The organism is Neorhizobium tomejilense, from assembly GCF_964254135.1.
Classification (GTDB): domain Bacteria; phylum Pseudomonadota; class Alphaproteobacteria; order Rhizobiales; family Rhizobiaceae; genus Neorhizobium; species Neorhizobium tomejilense.
In genome coordinates this window covers 550723-564712 of sequence record NZ_CAXUSO020000001.1, presented here as the reverse complement: position 1 = coordinate 564712, position 13990 = coordinate 550723, and the positions used below count along the sequence as shown (strand labels likewise).

General features: G+C 62.0%; 16 protein-coding genes and 1 tRNA gene. 6 read left to right on the top strand and 11 right to left on the bottom strand.

Features of this window, described 5'->3' with window-relative positions; translation table 11 throughout:
* Nucleotides 1-11 precede the first annotated feature (11 nt).
* The 6 genes from cysW to ACSQ3G_RS02795 all read right to left on the bottom strand — a co-directional run bounded on the left by cysW (nucleotide 12) and on the right by ACSQ3G_RS02795 (nucleotide 4103).
* Complete coding sequence (cysW, locus tag ACSQ3G_RS02820) at nucleotides 12-890, bottom strand: sulfate ABC transporter permease subunit CysW (RefSeq protein WP_436108962.1); 879 nt, start codon at nucleotides 888-890, stop codon at nucleotides 12-14.
* Nucleotides 883-1740 (bottom strand): sulfate ABC transporter permease subunit CysT, encoded by an 858-nt coding sequence (gene cysT / locus ACSQ3G_RS02815; protein ID WP_105418862.1) that lies wholly within the window; start codon nucleotides 1738-1740, stop codon nucleotides 883-885. The genes cysW and cysT overlap by 8 nt, the downstream gene beginning before the upstream one ends.
* Nucleotides 1741-1753: 13 nt before the next feature.
* Nucleotides 1754-2812 carry a sulfate ABC transporter substrate-binding protein gene (locus ACSQ3G_RS02810; RefSeq protein ID WP_436108961.1) on the bottom strand — a complete coding sequence of 353 codons (1059 nt, stop codon included), beginning with the start codon at nucleotides 2810-2812 and terminating at the stop codon, nucleotides 1754-1756.
* A 240-nt stretch (nucleotides 2813-3052) separates the two neighbouring features.
* Nucleotides 3053-3352 (bottom strand): type II toxin-antitoxin system RelE/ParE family toxin, encoded by a 300-nt coding sequence (locus ACSQ3G_RS02805; protein WP_038540785.1) that lies wholly within the window; start codon nucleotides 3350-3352, stop codon nucleotides 3053-3055.
* Nucleotides 3342-3587 carry a type II toxin-antitoxin system ParD family antitoxin gene (locus tag ACSQ3G_RS02800; protein WP_436108960.1) on the bottom strand — a complete coding sequence of 82 codons (246 nt, stop codon included), beginning with the start codon at nucleotides 3585-3587 and terminating at the stop codon, nucleotides 3342-3344. Before ACSQ3G_RS02800 ends, ACSQ3G_RS02805 begins: the two co-directional genes overlap by 11 nt.
* A 60-nt stretch (nucleotides 3588-3647) precedes the next feature.
* Entirely contained in the window at nucleotides 3648-4103 is a 456-nt protein-coding gene (locus ACSQ3G_RS02795; RefSeq protein ID WP_105418860.1) for an RrF2 family transcriptional regulator, read from the bottom strand.
* A 359-nt stretch (nucleotides 4104-4462) separates the two neighbouring features.
* Here ACSQ3G_RS02795 and ACSQ3G_RS02790 point away from each other — a divergent pair, with 359 nt between their 5' ends.
* Genes ACSQ3G_RS02790 through cysN form a run of 3 tightly spaced genes read left to right on the top strand, consistent with a single transcriptional unit; the run spans nucleotide 4463 to nucleotide 7730 of the window.
* Nucleotides 4463-5233, top strand: coding sequence for a phosphoadenylyl-sulfate reductase (locus ACSQ3G_RS02790; protein WP_436108959.1), 771 nt, complete (start codon nucleotides 4463-4465; stop codon nucleotides 5231-5233).
* Nucleotides 5234-5275: 42 nt separating this feature from the next.
* Nucleotides 5276-6229 carry a sulfate adenylyltransferase subunit CysD gene (gene cysD / locus ACSQ3G_RS02785; protein WP_105432736.1) on the top strand — a complete coding sequence of 318 codons (954 nt, stop codon included), beginning with the start codon at nucleotides 5276-5278 and terminating at the stop codon, nucleotides 6227-6229.
* A 1-nt stretch (nucleotide 6230) separates the two neighbouring features.
* Entirely contained in the window at nucleotides 6231-7730 is a 1500-nt protein-coding gene (gene cysN, locus ACSQ3G_RS02780; RefSeq protein WP_105401934.1) for a sulfate adenylyltransferase subunit CysN, read from the top strand.
* Nucleotides 7731-7795: 65 nt separating this feature from the next.
* On the opposite strand, the gene ACSQ3G_RS02775 is transcribed toward cysN, so the two are convergent.
* The 3 genes from ACSQ3G_RS02775 to ACSQ3G_RS02765 all read right to left on the bottom strand — a co-directional run bounded on the left by ACSQ3G_RS02775 (nucleotide 7796) and on the right by ACSQ3G_RS02765 (nucleotide 10404).
* The gene (locus ACSQ3G_RS02775; RefSeq protein ID WP_105426183.1) at nucleotides 7796-8821 is read right to left on the bottom strand and encodes a LacI family DNA-binding transcriptional regulator; all 1026 of its coding nucleotides are present in this window, start codon (nucleotides 8819-8821) and stop codon (nucleotides 7796-7798) included.
* 160 nt (nucleotides 8822-8981) lie between these two features.
* Nucleotides 8982-9962 carry a hypothetical protein gene (locus tag ACSQ3G_RS02770; RefSeq protein WP_436108958.1) on the bottom strand — a complete coding sequence of 327 codons (981 nt, stop codon included), beginning with the start codon at nucleotides 9960-9962 and terminating at the stop codon, nucleotides 8982-8984.
* A gap of 365 nt (nucleotides 9963-10327) precedes the next feature.
* Nucleotides 10328-10404, bottom strand: a tRNA-Pro gene (locus ACSQ3G_RS02765).
* A gap of 259 nt (nucleotides 10405-10663) precedes the next feature.
* Between ACSQ3G_RS02765 and ACSQ3G_RS02760 the strand changes: the two genes are divergently transcribed.
* Together ACSQ3G_RS02760 and ACSQ3G_RS02755 are read left to right on the top strand one after the other, a co-directional pair.
* A complete protein-coding gene (locus ACSQ3G_RS02760; protein WP_436108957.1) occupies nucleotides 10664-11020 on the top strand; it encodes a hypothetical protein in 357 nt (118 codons plus the stop codon).
* Between the two features lie 223 nt (nucleotides 11021-11243).
* Complete coding sequence (locus tag ACSQ3G_RS02755; RefSeq protein ID WP_436108956.1) at nucleotides 11244-12155, top strand: MBL fold metallo-hydrolase; 912 nt, start codon at nucleotides 11244-11246, stop codon at nucleotides 12153-12155.
* Between the two features lie 99 nt (nucleotides 12156-12254).
* On the opposite strand, the gene ACSQ3G_RS02750 is transcribed toward ACSQ3G_RS02755, so the two are convergent.
* Nucleotides 12255-13148 (bottom strand): DUF1499 domain-containing protein, encoded by an 894-nt coding sequence (locus ACSQ3G_RS02750; protein WP_436108955.1) that lies wholly within the window; start codon nucleotides 13146-13148, stop codon nucleotides 12255-12257.
* Between the two features lie 109 nt (nucleotides 13149-13257).
* On the opposite strand from ACSQ3G_RS02750, the gene ACSQ3G_RS02745 reads away from it, so the two are divergent.
* A complete protein-coding gene (locus ACSQ3G_RS02745) occupies nucleotides 13258-13536 on the top strand; it encodes a hypothetical protein (RefSeq protein WP_105401938.1) in 279 nt (92 codons plus the stop codon).
* 65 nt (nucleotides 13537-13601) lie between these two features.
* On the opposite strand, the gene ACSQ3G_RS02740 is transcribed toward ACSQ3G_RS02745, so the two are convergent.
* Complete coding sequence (locus ACSQ3G_RS02740) at nucleotides 13602-13961, bottom strand: VOC family protein (RefSeq protein ID WP_436108954.1); 360 nt, start codon at nucleotides 13959-13961, stop codon at nucleotides 13602-13604.
* Between the last annotated feature and the right edge of the window lie 29 nt (nucleotides 13962-13990).

Here is a 13990-nt window from a genome sequence, read left to right as displayed (position 1 = left end):
CCTCAGACCTTTCAATGCCTGCCGCCGGCAGCGCCGGCACCGAACCGAAGTTCGAGAAGGGTTTTCAATGCAAGGGTGACGAGCGCCAGCAATGCCAGCAGCGACGCCACCGCGAAGGCCGCGACGAAGTTATACTCATTATAGAGTATCTCCACATGCAGCGGCATGGTGTTGGTAAGGCCACGGATATGGCCCGAGACGACCGAAACGGCGCCGAACTCGCCCATGGCACGGGCGTTGCAGAGGAGCACGCCGTAGAGCAGGCCCCACTTGATGTTCGGCAGCGTCACATACCAGAAGGTCTGCCAGCCGGATGCCCCGAGCGACAGTGCCGCTTCCTCGTCGCCGGTGCCCTGGTCCTCCATCAGCGGGATCAGCTCGCGCGCGACGAAGGGAAAGGTGACGAAGACCGTGGCGAGCACGATGCCCGGCACCGCAAACAGGATGGTGATGCCTTGGCTTTTGAGGATCGGGCCAAGCAGGCTGTTGGAGCCGAAGAGCAGCACGTAGACCAGGCCGGAAATGACTGGCGAGATCGAGAACGGCAGGTCGATCAGGGTGATCAGGAAGGACTTGCCCTTGAACTCGAACTTGGCGATCGCCCAGGAGGCGCAGAGCCCGAAGACGAGGTTGAGCGGAACGGAAATCGCCGCCACCAGAAGCGTCAGGCGGATCGCTGCCGCCGCGTCGGGCTCGATCAGCGCCTCGTAATATTCCGCCCAGCCCTTGCGGAAAGCTTCCACAAAGACGGAAACCAGCGGCAGGAGCAGGAAGAAGGCGAGGAAAACCAGCGCCAGCCCGATCAGCAGGATCTTTGCGAGCGGCTGCTCGTCGGCGGGGTTGCGGAATGGCGGCGGTTTGCCGAGCGCGGAGCGGGCGTCTTCAGACATTGCCGTATCTCCTTCGGTTCCAGGCCTGGATGAGGTTGATGATGAAGAGCATCACGAAGGAGATGATCAGCATGATGGTGGCGATCGCCGTCGCGCCCGCATAGTTGAACTCCTCCAGCCGGATGACGATGAGGAGCGGCGCGATCTCCGAGACGTAAGGGATGTTGCCGGCAATGAAGATGACAGAGCCGTATTCTCCGACGCCTCTGGCGAAGGCGAGCGCAAAACCGGTCAGGATCGCCGGCGTCAGCCCCGGCAGGATCACCCTCGAAATCGTCTGGAAGCGATTGGCACCGAGCGTGGCCGCGGCTTCCTCCACCTCGCGGTCCAGTTCCTCCATGACCGGCTGCACCGTGCGTACTACGAAGGGAAGGCCGATGAAGACCAGCGCCACGACGATGCCGAGCGGCGTGAACGCGATCCGGAACGGCATGAACAGCGAACCGACCCAGCCGTTCGGCGCATAGAGCGCTGCAAGCGCAATACCGGCGACCGCCGTCGGCAGCGCGAACGGCAGGTCGACGATCGCATCGATCAGCCGGCGACCGGGGAAATTGTAACGGGTCAGCACCCAGGCGACGACGGTGCCGAAGACGACATTGACCAGCGCGGCCACGAAGGCCGTGCCGAAGGATATATAAAGTGCGTCCTGCGTGCGCTGGTCGGTCAGAACGGCGAAAAACCCGCTCCAGCCAAGCCCGGCGGTACGCCAAAGCAGGCCGGCAACGGGGATCAGGATAATTATCGACAGGTAGGCGAGCGAAAAGCCGAGCGTCAACCCGAAACCCGGGATGATGCTCGGCCGTTTCAGTCGCCACTTTGCCGGTGAGGCAGTGGCGTTATGGATCATTGAATATTCCGACTTACTTACCGGGCTTGTAGATCTGGTCGAAAATGCCACCGTCACCGAAATGTTCGGGCTGCGCCTTCTTCCAACCGCCGAAGATAGGATCATCGACGGTGACGAGCTTGATGTTCGGCAGCGCCTTCAACAATTCCGGCTTTACCACGTCGGGCTTCGAAGGACGATAGAAGTGCTTCGCCGCGATATTCTGGCCTTCATCGGAGTAGAGATACTGCAGATAGGCCTCCGCCTGCTTGCGGGTACCCTTGGAATCGACGGTGGCGTCGACGACGGCGACCGGCGGCTCGGCGAGGATCGAAATCGGCGGAACGACGATCTCGAAGGCATCCTTGCCGAACTCGGCGCCGGCGAGATATGCCTCGTTTTCCCAGGCGAGCAGCACGTCGCCGATCTGGCGCTGCGCGAAGGTGACCGTCGAGCCGCGGGCGCCGGTATCGAGGACCGGAGCGCGCTTATAGAGCTCGCCGACGTAAGCCTTGATCTTGGCCTGATCGCCCTTGTATTCCTCGTTCGCCCAGGCCCAGGCAGCCAGGTAGTTCCAGCGGGCACCGCCCGAGGTCTTCGGGTTCGGCGTGACGATCGACACATCGCCCTTCACCAGGTCGCCCCAGTTCCTGATCCCCTTCGGATTGCCCTTGCGGACGAGGAAGACGATCGTCGACGTGTAGGGCGATGCATGGTTCGGCAGGCGGTCGCGCCAGCCGGGCTTGATCTTGCCGGACTTCTCGATCGCGTTGATGTCGCTTTCGAGCGCCAGCGTCACGACATCGGCCTCCAGACCGTCGATGACGGAGCGGGCCTGCGCGCCTGAACCGCCATGCGACTGGCGGATCGTCACGTCGTCACCGCCCTGCGCCTTCCAGTATTTTGCGAAGGCGACGTTGAAATCCTTGTAGAGCTCGCGGGTCGGATCGTAGGAGACGTTGAGAAGCTGGCTTTGGGCAAAAGCCGGCGCGACGATCCCGACCGAAATGCCGGTCGTCAGGGACAGACCGAGTGCGACGGCGCCCAAACGGGCACCTAGTCGCCGGCCCAATCCCGGGGCAAAATTGAACATGAGGTTCCCTCCTGTGGTTCTGCCAAAACTCTATCGGTTAGGTCGTCTTAGTCAATCGAGGCCGGCAAGAAGGCAAAACTGTTTCTCTTTGGCGGCCCGCGACGACAAAGAAACCATTAACCCCGACGACATGGACAGAACGCCCGCGTTGGCAAACGGGCGGTTTGCAAAATCACAATCCGGCCATAATCGGGGCTTTGGGGGTGCGGGAGGAGAATTTTGCGGGCGATTTGCGCGATACTAGAGATGTCGGCTGACGTCCATCTTCTGATGGAGGATGCGGATAATATCGATCGCGCTTTCGGAAAACCGATAGAAAACACAATGCGCACCGACGGAATATTTGAAATACCCTTGCCGAATATCAACCGGTCGACCGAGTTTCCGCCCTGCCGCCAATCCTTCCAGAGTTGAGATCAGTTCATCGTGGTAGCGCTCGGCCTGTTCCCAAGACCACGTTTCGACCGTGTAACCCCAAATATCCTCAAGATCCTCTTCCGCGAGCGGTGAAAGCTTATAGTCCCGGCCTTTAGCGGCCATGACGCTCTCGCATCCGTTTCAGAAATGCCTGATTATCAAAGGGTTGTGGCGGGCCAGACTCCTCACCAGCAATCAGAGCGTCCTGTAAAGCCTTGACCCGGGCCTCATGTTCTTCAAGCAGGCGCAGGCCTGCCCTGACGACATCGCTTGCCGAACCATAGCGGCCGCTTTCGACCTGCATGTCGATGAAACTGGCGAAATGATCGCCGAGTGAGATGGATGTATTTCGAGCCATGCTGCCTCCTGCCTCGCCATTATACCAAATTTTGGTACATCGCCAAGCCGGAAGCAATTCTCAGGCCGTCAGCAGTTCCCTGACCGGCGGCTTGGCGTCGCCGGCGCCTTCGACGGCATCGGCGATCGTGGTGTTGAAGAGCACGTCGCGGGTCGCGTCGGCGACGCGGGCGAAGACATGGCGAATTTCGCAGAGATGTTCGCCGTCGCAATCCTCGCATTTGCGGTAGGCGGTCTGCGAGAGGCAAGGCAGCGGCGCGATCGGGCCGTCGACCAGGCGCAGGACTTCGCCGAAGGTGATGGCGTCCGCGGGTTTCAGGAGAAGATAGCCGCCCTGCTTGCCGCGGCGGGAAACGACGATGCCGGAGCGTTTGAGGTCGAGCAGGATCTGTTCCAGAAATTTCTTCGGAATGCTCTGCTGGAGGGCAATTTCGGAAATCAGCATCGGCTCTGCGGGATCGGCCTGGGCCAGGGCGGCCAGGGCCCGAAGGGCATATTTCGCTTTCTGGGATATCATCACGCAACCATCGACAATAGCGCCGCCGCAAGGAAATAGTCCTCACGGCGCCGCTCACTTCAGCTTCGTTCGGGGCATCCACGGGGGCGCCGGAAGGGCGCTCAGGGGCTGCATATCCGCCAGGGGAAACAGCGCCCCGGAGACATGTTCCCGCAATATCTCAAATCACGAGAAAATACAAACCAATGCAGGGGTTTCGGGGATAAAATTGGTCACTTTTGGTTAAGGCGGCAGGTTTTCTGTGTGAGCGTCGCTTTGGAGAGATATTTGCTCCGCATCACCATGGGAAGAAACGGGTTTTCCTGTCCTTGCGCGCGTGGAATCCGGATAATCCAGCAATTGCTCACGGAAGAAGACCCATGACACTGCACGATGCCGCCGGCCAGGACCGTTCGGGACTGGCCGCTACCCTCGACGCAAAGCTCGGAAGCCTGGACCTTGCCGGGCGCCTGGCGCTTGCCGCCGAACTCGGTCACGCCGTGTTCACCACATCGCTCGGCATCGAGGACCAGGTGATCACCGCCGCAATCGGCACGCACCGCCTGCCGGTCGAGGTCTCGACGCTCGAAACCGGGCGGCTGTTCAAGGAAACCGTCGACCTGATCGGCGAAACCGAGGAGCGCTACGGCATCGAGATCCGCCGGTTTCGGCCGGAACAGGACGACGTGGACGCATACGCGGCGAAATACGGGCTCAACGGCTTCTACGACAGCGTCGAAGCCCGCCATGCCTGCTGTCATGTGCGCAAGCTGAAGCCTCTCGCCAAGGCTTTAGCTGGCGCCGACGTCTGGGTCACCGGCCTTCGCCGCGGCCAGTCCGGCAATCGCGCCACGACGCCGTTCGCCGAATATGACGCCGAGCGCAACCTGATCAAGATCAACCCGCTGGCAGACTGGGACATCGAGACGATCAATGCCCATGTGGCTTCCGAAGCCATCCCGGTCAACCCGCTGCACAAGCGCGGTTATCCGTCGATCGGCTGCGAGCCCTGTACCCGCGCCATCAAGCCCGGCGAGCCCGAGCGCGCCGGCCGCTGGTGGTGGGAAAACGACGAAAAGCGCGAATGCGGCCTGCATGTGCCGGAAAACGCCGCTCAACCGATCGCAGAGCCTGGCCCCCAAGCGAACTGAAGCCCTTTCTTGTTTGTTTCTAGAGACTACCCGGAGACCGAAATGCCTTTGTCAGTACAGGAAACGGAAGTGAAGAACCCGCCCGTTTCCAGACCGCCGCTTGATCCGCATCTGAAGGCCCTCGAAAACGAAGCGATCCACATCTTTCGCGAAGTGGCGGCGGAATTCGAAAAACCTGTCATGCTCTATTCGATCGGCAAGGACTCGTCCGTCCTGCTGCATCTCGCGCGCAAGGCCTTTTATCCCGGCCGCGTCCCCTTCCCGCTGCTGCACGTGGATACGACGTGGAAGTTCAAGGAGATGATCGAGTTCCGCGACCAGATCGCCGAGAAATACGATCTCGACCTGGTGGTCCACACCAACCCGCGCGGCGCCGAGGAAGGCATCTCGCCGTTCAGCCACGGTTCGGCGCTCTACACCGACATCATGAAGACCGAGGCCCTGCGCCAGGCGCTGGATGCCGGCGGCTACGACGCGGCCTTCGGCGGCGCCCGGCGCGACGAGGAGGCCTCCCGCGCCAAGGAACGTATTTATTCGTTCCGCACCCCGGACCACAAATGGGACCCGCGCAACCAGCGTCCGGAACTGTGGAACGTCTATAACGGCATGGTCCGGAAAGGGGAAAGCGTGCGCGCCTTCCCGCTTTCCAACTGGACCGAGGTCGATATCTGGCGCTACATCCAGGCGGAGGACATTCCGCTCGTGCCGCTCTATTACGCCGCCGAACGCCCCTATGTGGAGCGCGACGGAATGATGATCCTTGCCGAGGATCCGCGGCTTGAACTGCTGCCCGGCGAAACCGTGCAGCAGGGCATGATCCGTTTCCGCACGCTCGGCTGCTTTCCGCTGACCGGCGCCATCCGCTCGACCGCGTCCAACCTCGAAGAGGTGATCGCCGAGCTCGAAATCGCTACCGTTTCCGAACGCCAGGGCCGCGCCATCGACCGCGACCAGTCCGGCTCGATGGAAAAGAAGAAGCGCGAAGGATATTTCTGAGATGACCGCTCCCGCCCAAAACGCCTCGGCGACCATCCTGCCCTTCGCAGAACCCCTGAAGGCCGTGCGCGACACGCGCCCGCTGCGCCTCATCACCTGCGGCTCCGTCGACGACGGCAAGTCGACGCTGATCGGCCGGCTGCTCTGGGACACCAAGGCGGTCAAGGAAGACCAGGCCGCGACGCTTGCCCGCGACTCGGGTGGCCAGAACGACCTTGGCCTGCCGGACTTCGCCCTGCTGCTCGACGGCCTGCAGGCCGAACGGGAACAGGGCATCACGATCGACGTCGCCTATCGTTATTTCTCGACGGACAGGCGCTCGTTCATCGTCGCCGATACGCCCGGCCATGAGCAATATACCCGCAACATGGCGACCGGCGCTTCGACCGCCGATCTCGCCATCCTGCTTGCCGACGCCCGCGCCGGGCTTCTCGAACAGACCCGCCGGCACGCGACGATCGCTGCCCTGATGGGCATCCGCCAGTTCGTGCTCGCGGTCAACAAGATCGACCTCGTCCACTACGACAAGGCAATCTTCGACAGAATCTCCCACGAATTCCGCGAATTCGCGCTGTCGCTCGGCGTACGCCAGATCACCGCCATCCCGATGTCGGCGCTCAAGGGCGAAAACGTCGTTTACCCGGCCGATGCCTCAATGCCCTGGTATGACGGCCCAACCCTGGTCGAGACGCTGGAGCTGGCGACCGTGCGCTCCACCCAGGCCGGCGGTTTCCGCCTGCCGGTGCAGCGCGTCGTGCGTCCCGGCGAGAGTTTTCGCGGATATCAGGGGACCGTCGCGGGCGGCTCGGTGAAGCCGGGCGACTCCGTCGTCATCCTGCCTTCCGGCACGGTTGCCAATGTCAGCCGGATCGTCACCTTCGACCTGGTGCGCAACGCGGCGGTCGCAGGCGACGCCATCACGCTGGTCCTCGACCGGCAGGTGGACGTGGCGCGCGGCGACGTGATCGTCTCGCTCGACGGTCAGCCGATGACAGGCCACCATTTCGACGCCCAGCTCGTGTCGCTGCAGCCGGGCGGCATCGAGCCCGGAAAACGCTACTGGCTGAAGAGCGGCTCGCGCCGCCAGCGCGTCGCGGTCGAACCGATCAGCCAGCTTGAGCTTGCGACCGGCAAGTGGCAGCCGCATGCCTCGACGCTCGCCATGAATGCGATCGGCAAGGTGCGCCTTTCCTTCGAGGAACTGGCGGTGTTCGACGCTTACGAACAGAACCGCTCGACCGGCGCCTTCATCCTGATCGATCCGGACACGCTGAACACGGTGGCGGGCGGCATGATCACCGCCAAGCGCGCCGAAATCGGCGGCATCCATCGTGGCCAAGGGGGCGAAGGCCAGCGCGTCGTGCTGTCGCTGCCGGCCGACCTTGCCGAGCAGCTGATGGCAAGCGAACTCTTCGCCAACCGCCGCGACGAGACCGAGGTCAAGCGAATGACTGCCAAACAGGCGGCAGAGCTTTTCTCCAACGCCGGCGGCGATATCTGATCCCTTCGATCGGCAGGAAATGGAAAAGGGGCCGGAAGGTCCCTTTTTTCGTTGCCAGGTCCCCGTCAGGCGAGCGGCCGCGTCGAACCGCGCTGGACGAGTTCGAACGGCAGCTGGATGACGCGGCTCGGCAGGCATTCGTCGTTGATGGCCCGGACGATGAGATCCGCGGCCTGATAGCCCATCTGGAAACGCGGCACGCGGACAGTGGTCAGCCTCGGCTCGGCGCAGAGCGCGAAATCCAGGTCGTTATAACCGCAGATCCCGAAATCATCCGGCACGCGCAGGCCCGCCCGTTGCGCCTCGAACAGCGCGCCGAGTGCAAGATCGTCGTTCTGGCAGAACACCGCGTCGACATCGGGCGCCGTTTCCAGCAGCCGCTTGAAGAGGTCGCAGCCGAGCTGCATGCTGGTTTGCTTGTGCTCGGTCATGACGAGGCCTGGATCGTAGAGCCCCGCCTCCTGCATCGCCAGCGCATAGCCGTCATGTCGCCGCTGGGCGCGAAGATCGCGGCTGCCGCCGATCAGGCCGATGCGGCGGTATCCGCAGGCGAGCAGATGGCGCGTCGCAGTCTCCGCCGCCTCGCGGTGATTGATGCCGACTGCGATACCCGAGGGCAGCAGGTTGAGATCGACGATCTGAACCACCGGGCACGGCGCAAGCTCAAGCAGATCGCTGACCCGCTGGTCCTGCAATCCCGTCAACAGGATGCCGGCCGGATGCTGCGACAGGAAAAGCTTGACCTGACGGTATTCCTGCTCCGCATCGTGGTTGGTATTGGCATATTGAATACGGAAATCCGTATCGCGCACCCGTTCCTCGATGCCGCTCATGATGCCGAGATAGGCATGATTGGTCAGCGCCGGCGCCAGAACCCCGATGATGCCGTTGTGGCGGCTTGCGAGCGCCCGGGCTGCAAGATCGGGCACGTAACCCATCTGCTCCACCTGGCAGAGGATCTTCTGCCGAAGCGGCTCGGACACCTTTTCCGGTTCTCGCAGGGCGCGGGACACGGTGATCGAGCTGATCCCGAGAACGTTGGCGACATCAAGCAGGGTCACCCGTTCCGATCTGGCGCGTCTAGGCGGCATGCGTTCTGCGGCCCTCTCCCCTGCCAGGCAGGCACGACCCCCATGAGCAAGAGGTTATTCAACGGTGTGATACGGTCCGCCGACATGATGCCGCAAGGGCATGCCGAGACCTAGCGTTATTCTTCACCGGCTGAAGTGCACGCGATTGGTGCGCAAGGCCTCACGGCAGATCGCCGCGCATCAGCTTCACCCATTCATCGCTGTACAGGTAACCAAGTTCGCCAAGCGTCGTCTGTTTCCCCGTTTCCACGTCGACTATAGGTAAATGCCTCATCAAGTCTGCCTTCGCCGGTCCATGGATGAAGGTAAGAGTGCCTTGCTCGTCGCGAGTATCGCTGGCCCGCATGGGGAAGGACTTTACCGGAGGCTGTTTGTCTCCGAGCCTCGGGATCAAGTCATTACGCACAAAGAAGGCATTTATTCCCGAAGCGTTGGTTCCCAGAAACGTATAACCCTTGCGGTTCGCCAACGAGATGAACGCCTTGAGCGAGGCGCCAAAATATTGACCGGAATAGTGCCCTGCGTGCCGTGTGAAATCTTCCTTGTAAGGGACGGATACCGCGTGGATATCCCCGAAGTGAGCGCAGTATTCGCAAACGACTATGCCCGGGTTTACGCTTTTTATCGCTTCCCAGACCCAATAGTCGTTGCCGTCGATATCCACGCTCAAAAGGCCGATTTCGCCGGAAAAGCCGTGTTCCTCAAATATGCGATCGATGTTGTCGCGGGTAATGAAGCTTGCATGGGCCGTCAAGTCATGACGCCAGTGAAGCTCGCTTCTTCTTACCTTTGCGATTGCGTCCGGCGAGCCATCGATAACAAGCCCGCGCCAGTTTCTGTTCATCAGCAGAAACCGCGTGTTCGACTCGGTGTAATCCTCGACGCCGAATTCGATAAAGATCTGCGGCAAGGGCGAAAGCTGCTCCACGAGCCACTCGATAATGCCGTCCTCCCCCCATTGGGAAAACACCTTGAACTCGAAATCGAAAAGTCCCGTGGAATCCTTGACAAAGGCTGATTTGAGGTGAGCGAGCTGCTTCCCCTGAAGCATCAGCGACGTTTCATCCCGTGCGGGATGATTGGCGGAAGGAAACATATACTTCCCCGCCTTACGCAGCGCCTTTTTAATCAAGCCTTTCATATACTCCACCTGAAATGCAAATCTTTACTTATACCGCGTCGTTGCGGTTTTTACTTTCGCCGCGAGGCATGGGCATGCCTGAGCCGTGTTACCAATGGGATACCGTCCCGGTTTAGTCAACCCGTCGCGCCTCCATGAAAACTTGCGGCCAATCCGGCTGCCGATCCTTACAATCACGCCCCATGCGATGGACAGGGGAAACGTCGCAGAACACGTAGGCAGTAGATTGATTGATCGATCGACGCTACTCCTGCCGGCAAGCCGCGAGACCGCAGCGTCTGCGTTCCGAAATGGTCCGCCGATCTGAATATGCTTTTGCGGAGACAATTTTTCGGGAAAGGACCCCTGGAAAGCCAGAGATCACCTGGTCGGAGTGAGAGGATTCGAACCTCCGACCCCCACGTCCCGAACGTGGTGCGCTACCAGACTGCGCTACACTCCGTGACCAGCGGCGCCTCTATAGACCAGCATTTTTCATTGTACAAGCGCCGCTCATGAAAAATATGCGAGGGCGTCGCGATCGTTGGCTACCCGGCTCCGGAAAGGCGGAAAACCGGGGCGTTGCAAAAAAGCGGCGCAGGACAAATTTGATGTCGGCGGGCGCTCATCGCCTCGCGAAGCCTGACAAAAATCTGTTACGTGCAGTCTCGAAAACCCTGCCTCCCAGGCACAACAGAAGACATGAAGGATTTTTCAGGATCATGAGCCGCCGCGTCATCGCATCGACTGCCCTTTTCGCGCTCGCCCTTTCGGCCTGCACCACCGTCAGCGTTGCCAGCAATCCGATCGAGACCCGCTGGGTGGGTCATTCGGCCGGCGAGTTCTTCGCGAAATTCAGCCCGCCGATCAGCGATATCGACGAGGGCTCCACGACCGTCTATACTTGGCGCGGCGGTTATAACCGCATCAAGCAGCAGGGCGGCCGCACCGCCAGCGTCAGCTGCACGGCCAAGATCACCGTCTCCTCCAGCTACGTGATCCGCGACATCACCATCATCTCCGATCGTCCGGGCGCCAACGGCCCGAGCTATTGCACGGAACTGCTGACCGCCGGCTGAGGCGCGTGAGCCCGCGCAAGCGGACGACATAGTCATGAAAGCCGCCGGCCGTCGCCCGACAGGGTGAGGGCCGGCGGCAATTTCCGAATGCACCGCAGCGAAAGCGATGCTAGATCTCTCGCCAGCGCCTTGAACAGCTTAACCGACGCGATCAGAGGCCCGGCGCAGAACGGCAATGCCGCGACGGCCGTCATCGAGATCGCATCAGGCGCGGAGGCCCGGCATGGCGGAAGACATTACCTTCGACATGGAATTCACCCCTTCCTATGGCGTGCCGGTCACCGTTGCCGAAGGCGTGCAGCGGCTGACCGTCAACAATCCCTCGCCGTTCACCTTCCACGGCACCAATAGCTATATCGTCGGCGGCTCCTCGGTCGCGGTCATCGATCCCGGCCCCGAGAACGAGGCGCATTTCGAAGCGCTGATGGCAGCGCTGAAGGGGCGCGAGGTCACTCATATCTTCGTCAGCCACACGCACCGCGACCATTCCCCGCTTGCCCGCCGGCTGCGCGAAGAAACCGGCGCGATCACCGTCGCCGAAGGACCGCACCGGGCCTCGCGGCCGCTGCATGCGGGCGAGGTCAACCCGTTCGCCGAAAGCGCCGACACCGGTTTCGTGCCCGATATCGCGGTTGCCGACGGGCAATTGATCGAGGGGGACGGCTGGGCGCTGACGGCCGTGCATACGCCCGGTCACACGGCCAACCATTCCGCCTTCGGGCTGGAAGGAACCGGCGTGCTGTTTTCCGCCGATCACGTGATGGCCTGGGCGACGACGATCGTCGCGCCGCCGGATGGGTCTATGGCGGATTTCATGGCTTCGATCGAAAAGCTGCTGCCGCGCGAGGACCGCATCTTCTTTCCGGGCCATGGCGGGCCGGTGAAAGAGCCCGGCTCGTTCCTGCGGGGGCTTCGCACCCATCGGCGCATGCGCGAACGGGCGGTGCTGGAGCGCATCAGGGCCGGCGACCGGCTGATCCCCGACATGGTCAAGGTGATCTATGCCAGCACCGATCCGCGCCTGCATGGGGCAGCTGCCCTTTCCGTGCTTGCGCATCTGGAGGACCTGGTCGAGAAAGGCCGCGTGCTGACCGAAGGCCCGCCGTCGCTTGCGGGCGTCTACTGGCCGGCTTGAAGCGTGCCGCGATCCTTCGGATTCGCGGCACGCTTCAAGTCTTTAGTTTCTCCGCATGCCGTTATCGCAAAACCGCTGCACACTTTTGCGCGACATGCTTTAGTTCCCGGCTATCCCCAGAAGTTCGGTATCGAGCCGGTCGAGGAAATCCTCGGCAATGACTTCGCTCATCCCGAGGTCATGCGGCCCGTAACGCGAGGCGACACGGATATCGACGGAAGTCGTCTCGGCATCTTCGCGCAGTCGGATCACCAGGTCGAAACGCAGGCCGAGGATCAGGGTGCGGGTCTCGCCCTGCAGCAGGACATCGCCGGCATTGACAAAAACCGGTGCGAGCGAGGGTTCCGGGCGCGGCAGCGGGATCGGCGCCACGTCGGGCACCGGTGCCTGTTCGTCCTGCGGCGCGGGACGCTGGGCGATGTCCGGCGCGATCAGTTCGACGCCTTCCTTCTTGGTGATCGCGATCCGGGCGGAAAGCACCGCCTTCTGCACACCCTGATAGACGCGGTCGAGGGCGCCCTCGTAACGCCTGCCGGTGAGACCGGGATAGGCGGCGAACTGCACCCGCCGATCGGCAGGCGTAATGATCGTCGAGCGCGGCAGCCATTTCTGGCCGGCCTTCGGCTCGGCAACCCATGGCGGCGGGTCGGCAATATCGGTGGAAATGTCAAAGAGCGGCGGCAGGGTGTAATAATGGAAGGCGCCGGTTGCCACCACGGCAAGCGGGATACCGGCATAGATCAGCCCTTTCGTCGCCGCGACGCCACCGGTTGCGCCGACCTGCCAGAGCCGGATCAGGCCAATCAGCGACAGGGGCACCGAAACGGCGGCAATCGCCGCCGAGAGGAACAGCAGCGCCAGGAAATCCGGGGTCGCGAGCGGGCCGAAACGATGGGCCAGCGCGGCGATGACGAACAACGCCAGCGCCGACAAGGCCAGCCTGCGGGCCGTATAGGCCGAATGGGAAACGGGCCGGACAAAACGGACGGGCATGGGATCGGCAAAGGCTCCATGGCAAAAGCGCTTGCTCCTGTGTAAAACAGCTTCGCCCGGAATGGAATCCCAAGGTTGCAGCCCGGCCGAATGAAAAGGAGTTCATCTCATGCGCCCTCACCGCCTTCTCCTCGTCGCCTCGCTTATTGCCCCGCTAGGCGCCCTGCTGGCCGGCTGCCAGACGATGACGCCGGAGGAACGCCGCGCGGCGGACGAGACCACCTGCGCCAGCTACGGCTTCAGGCGCGGCACGGATGCGATGGCACGCTGCATGCTCGACATCGAACTCGACCGCCGCGCCGAAGGCCGTTCAATGCAGTCCCGTGCCGATGCGATGATGTGGCGGCCGATGGTGGTTGAGCGCCGGGTGATCGTCGAGCGGCGCTGAACCGCCGGCATAAGAGCGGTACTGTAGAACGGCGCACTCCTCCTCGAACGCGAATGCCCATTCGATCACCGGCGGTATTGCAGCTCGATCTTCACGCCTTCCGGGCCGTAGACGAAGATCTGGCCGATATCGGTATCGGGTATGGCGTCGTGTTCGAAGCGGTAACCTGTCGCTTCAATCTCCTTGACGGCAACATCGTGGTCGTAAAAGGAGAAGGCTACGTGGTCGTAGATGCCGACCGGAGGATCGCCTTCCCGCTCGACGATCAGCAGGTGAATGCAGGAATGGCCGTCGATATAGAGCCAGTGGCCCGGGAAAGGGAATGGCGGCCGAAACCCTTCCTTTGCTCCCAGCACCTTTTCAAGGAACGCCATCATCGGCCCCGCATCGCGGGTGCGGATCGTCACGTGGTCCAAACGCGGCATATGCCCCTCCCCTTTGTCGCACGTCTGCG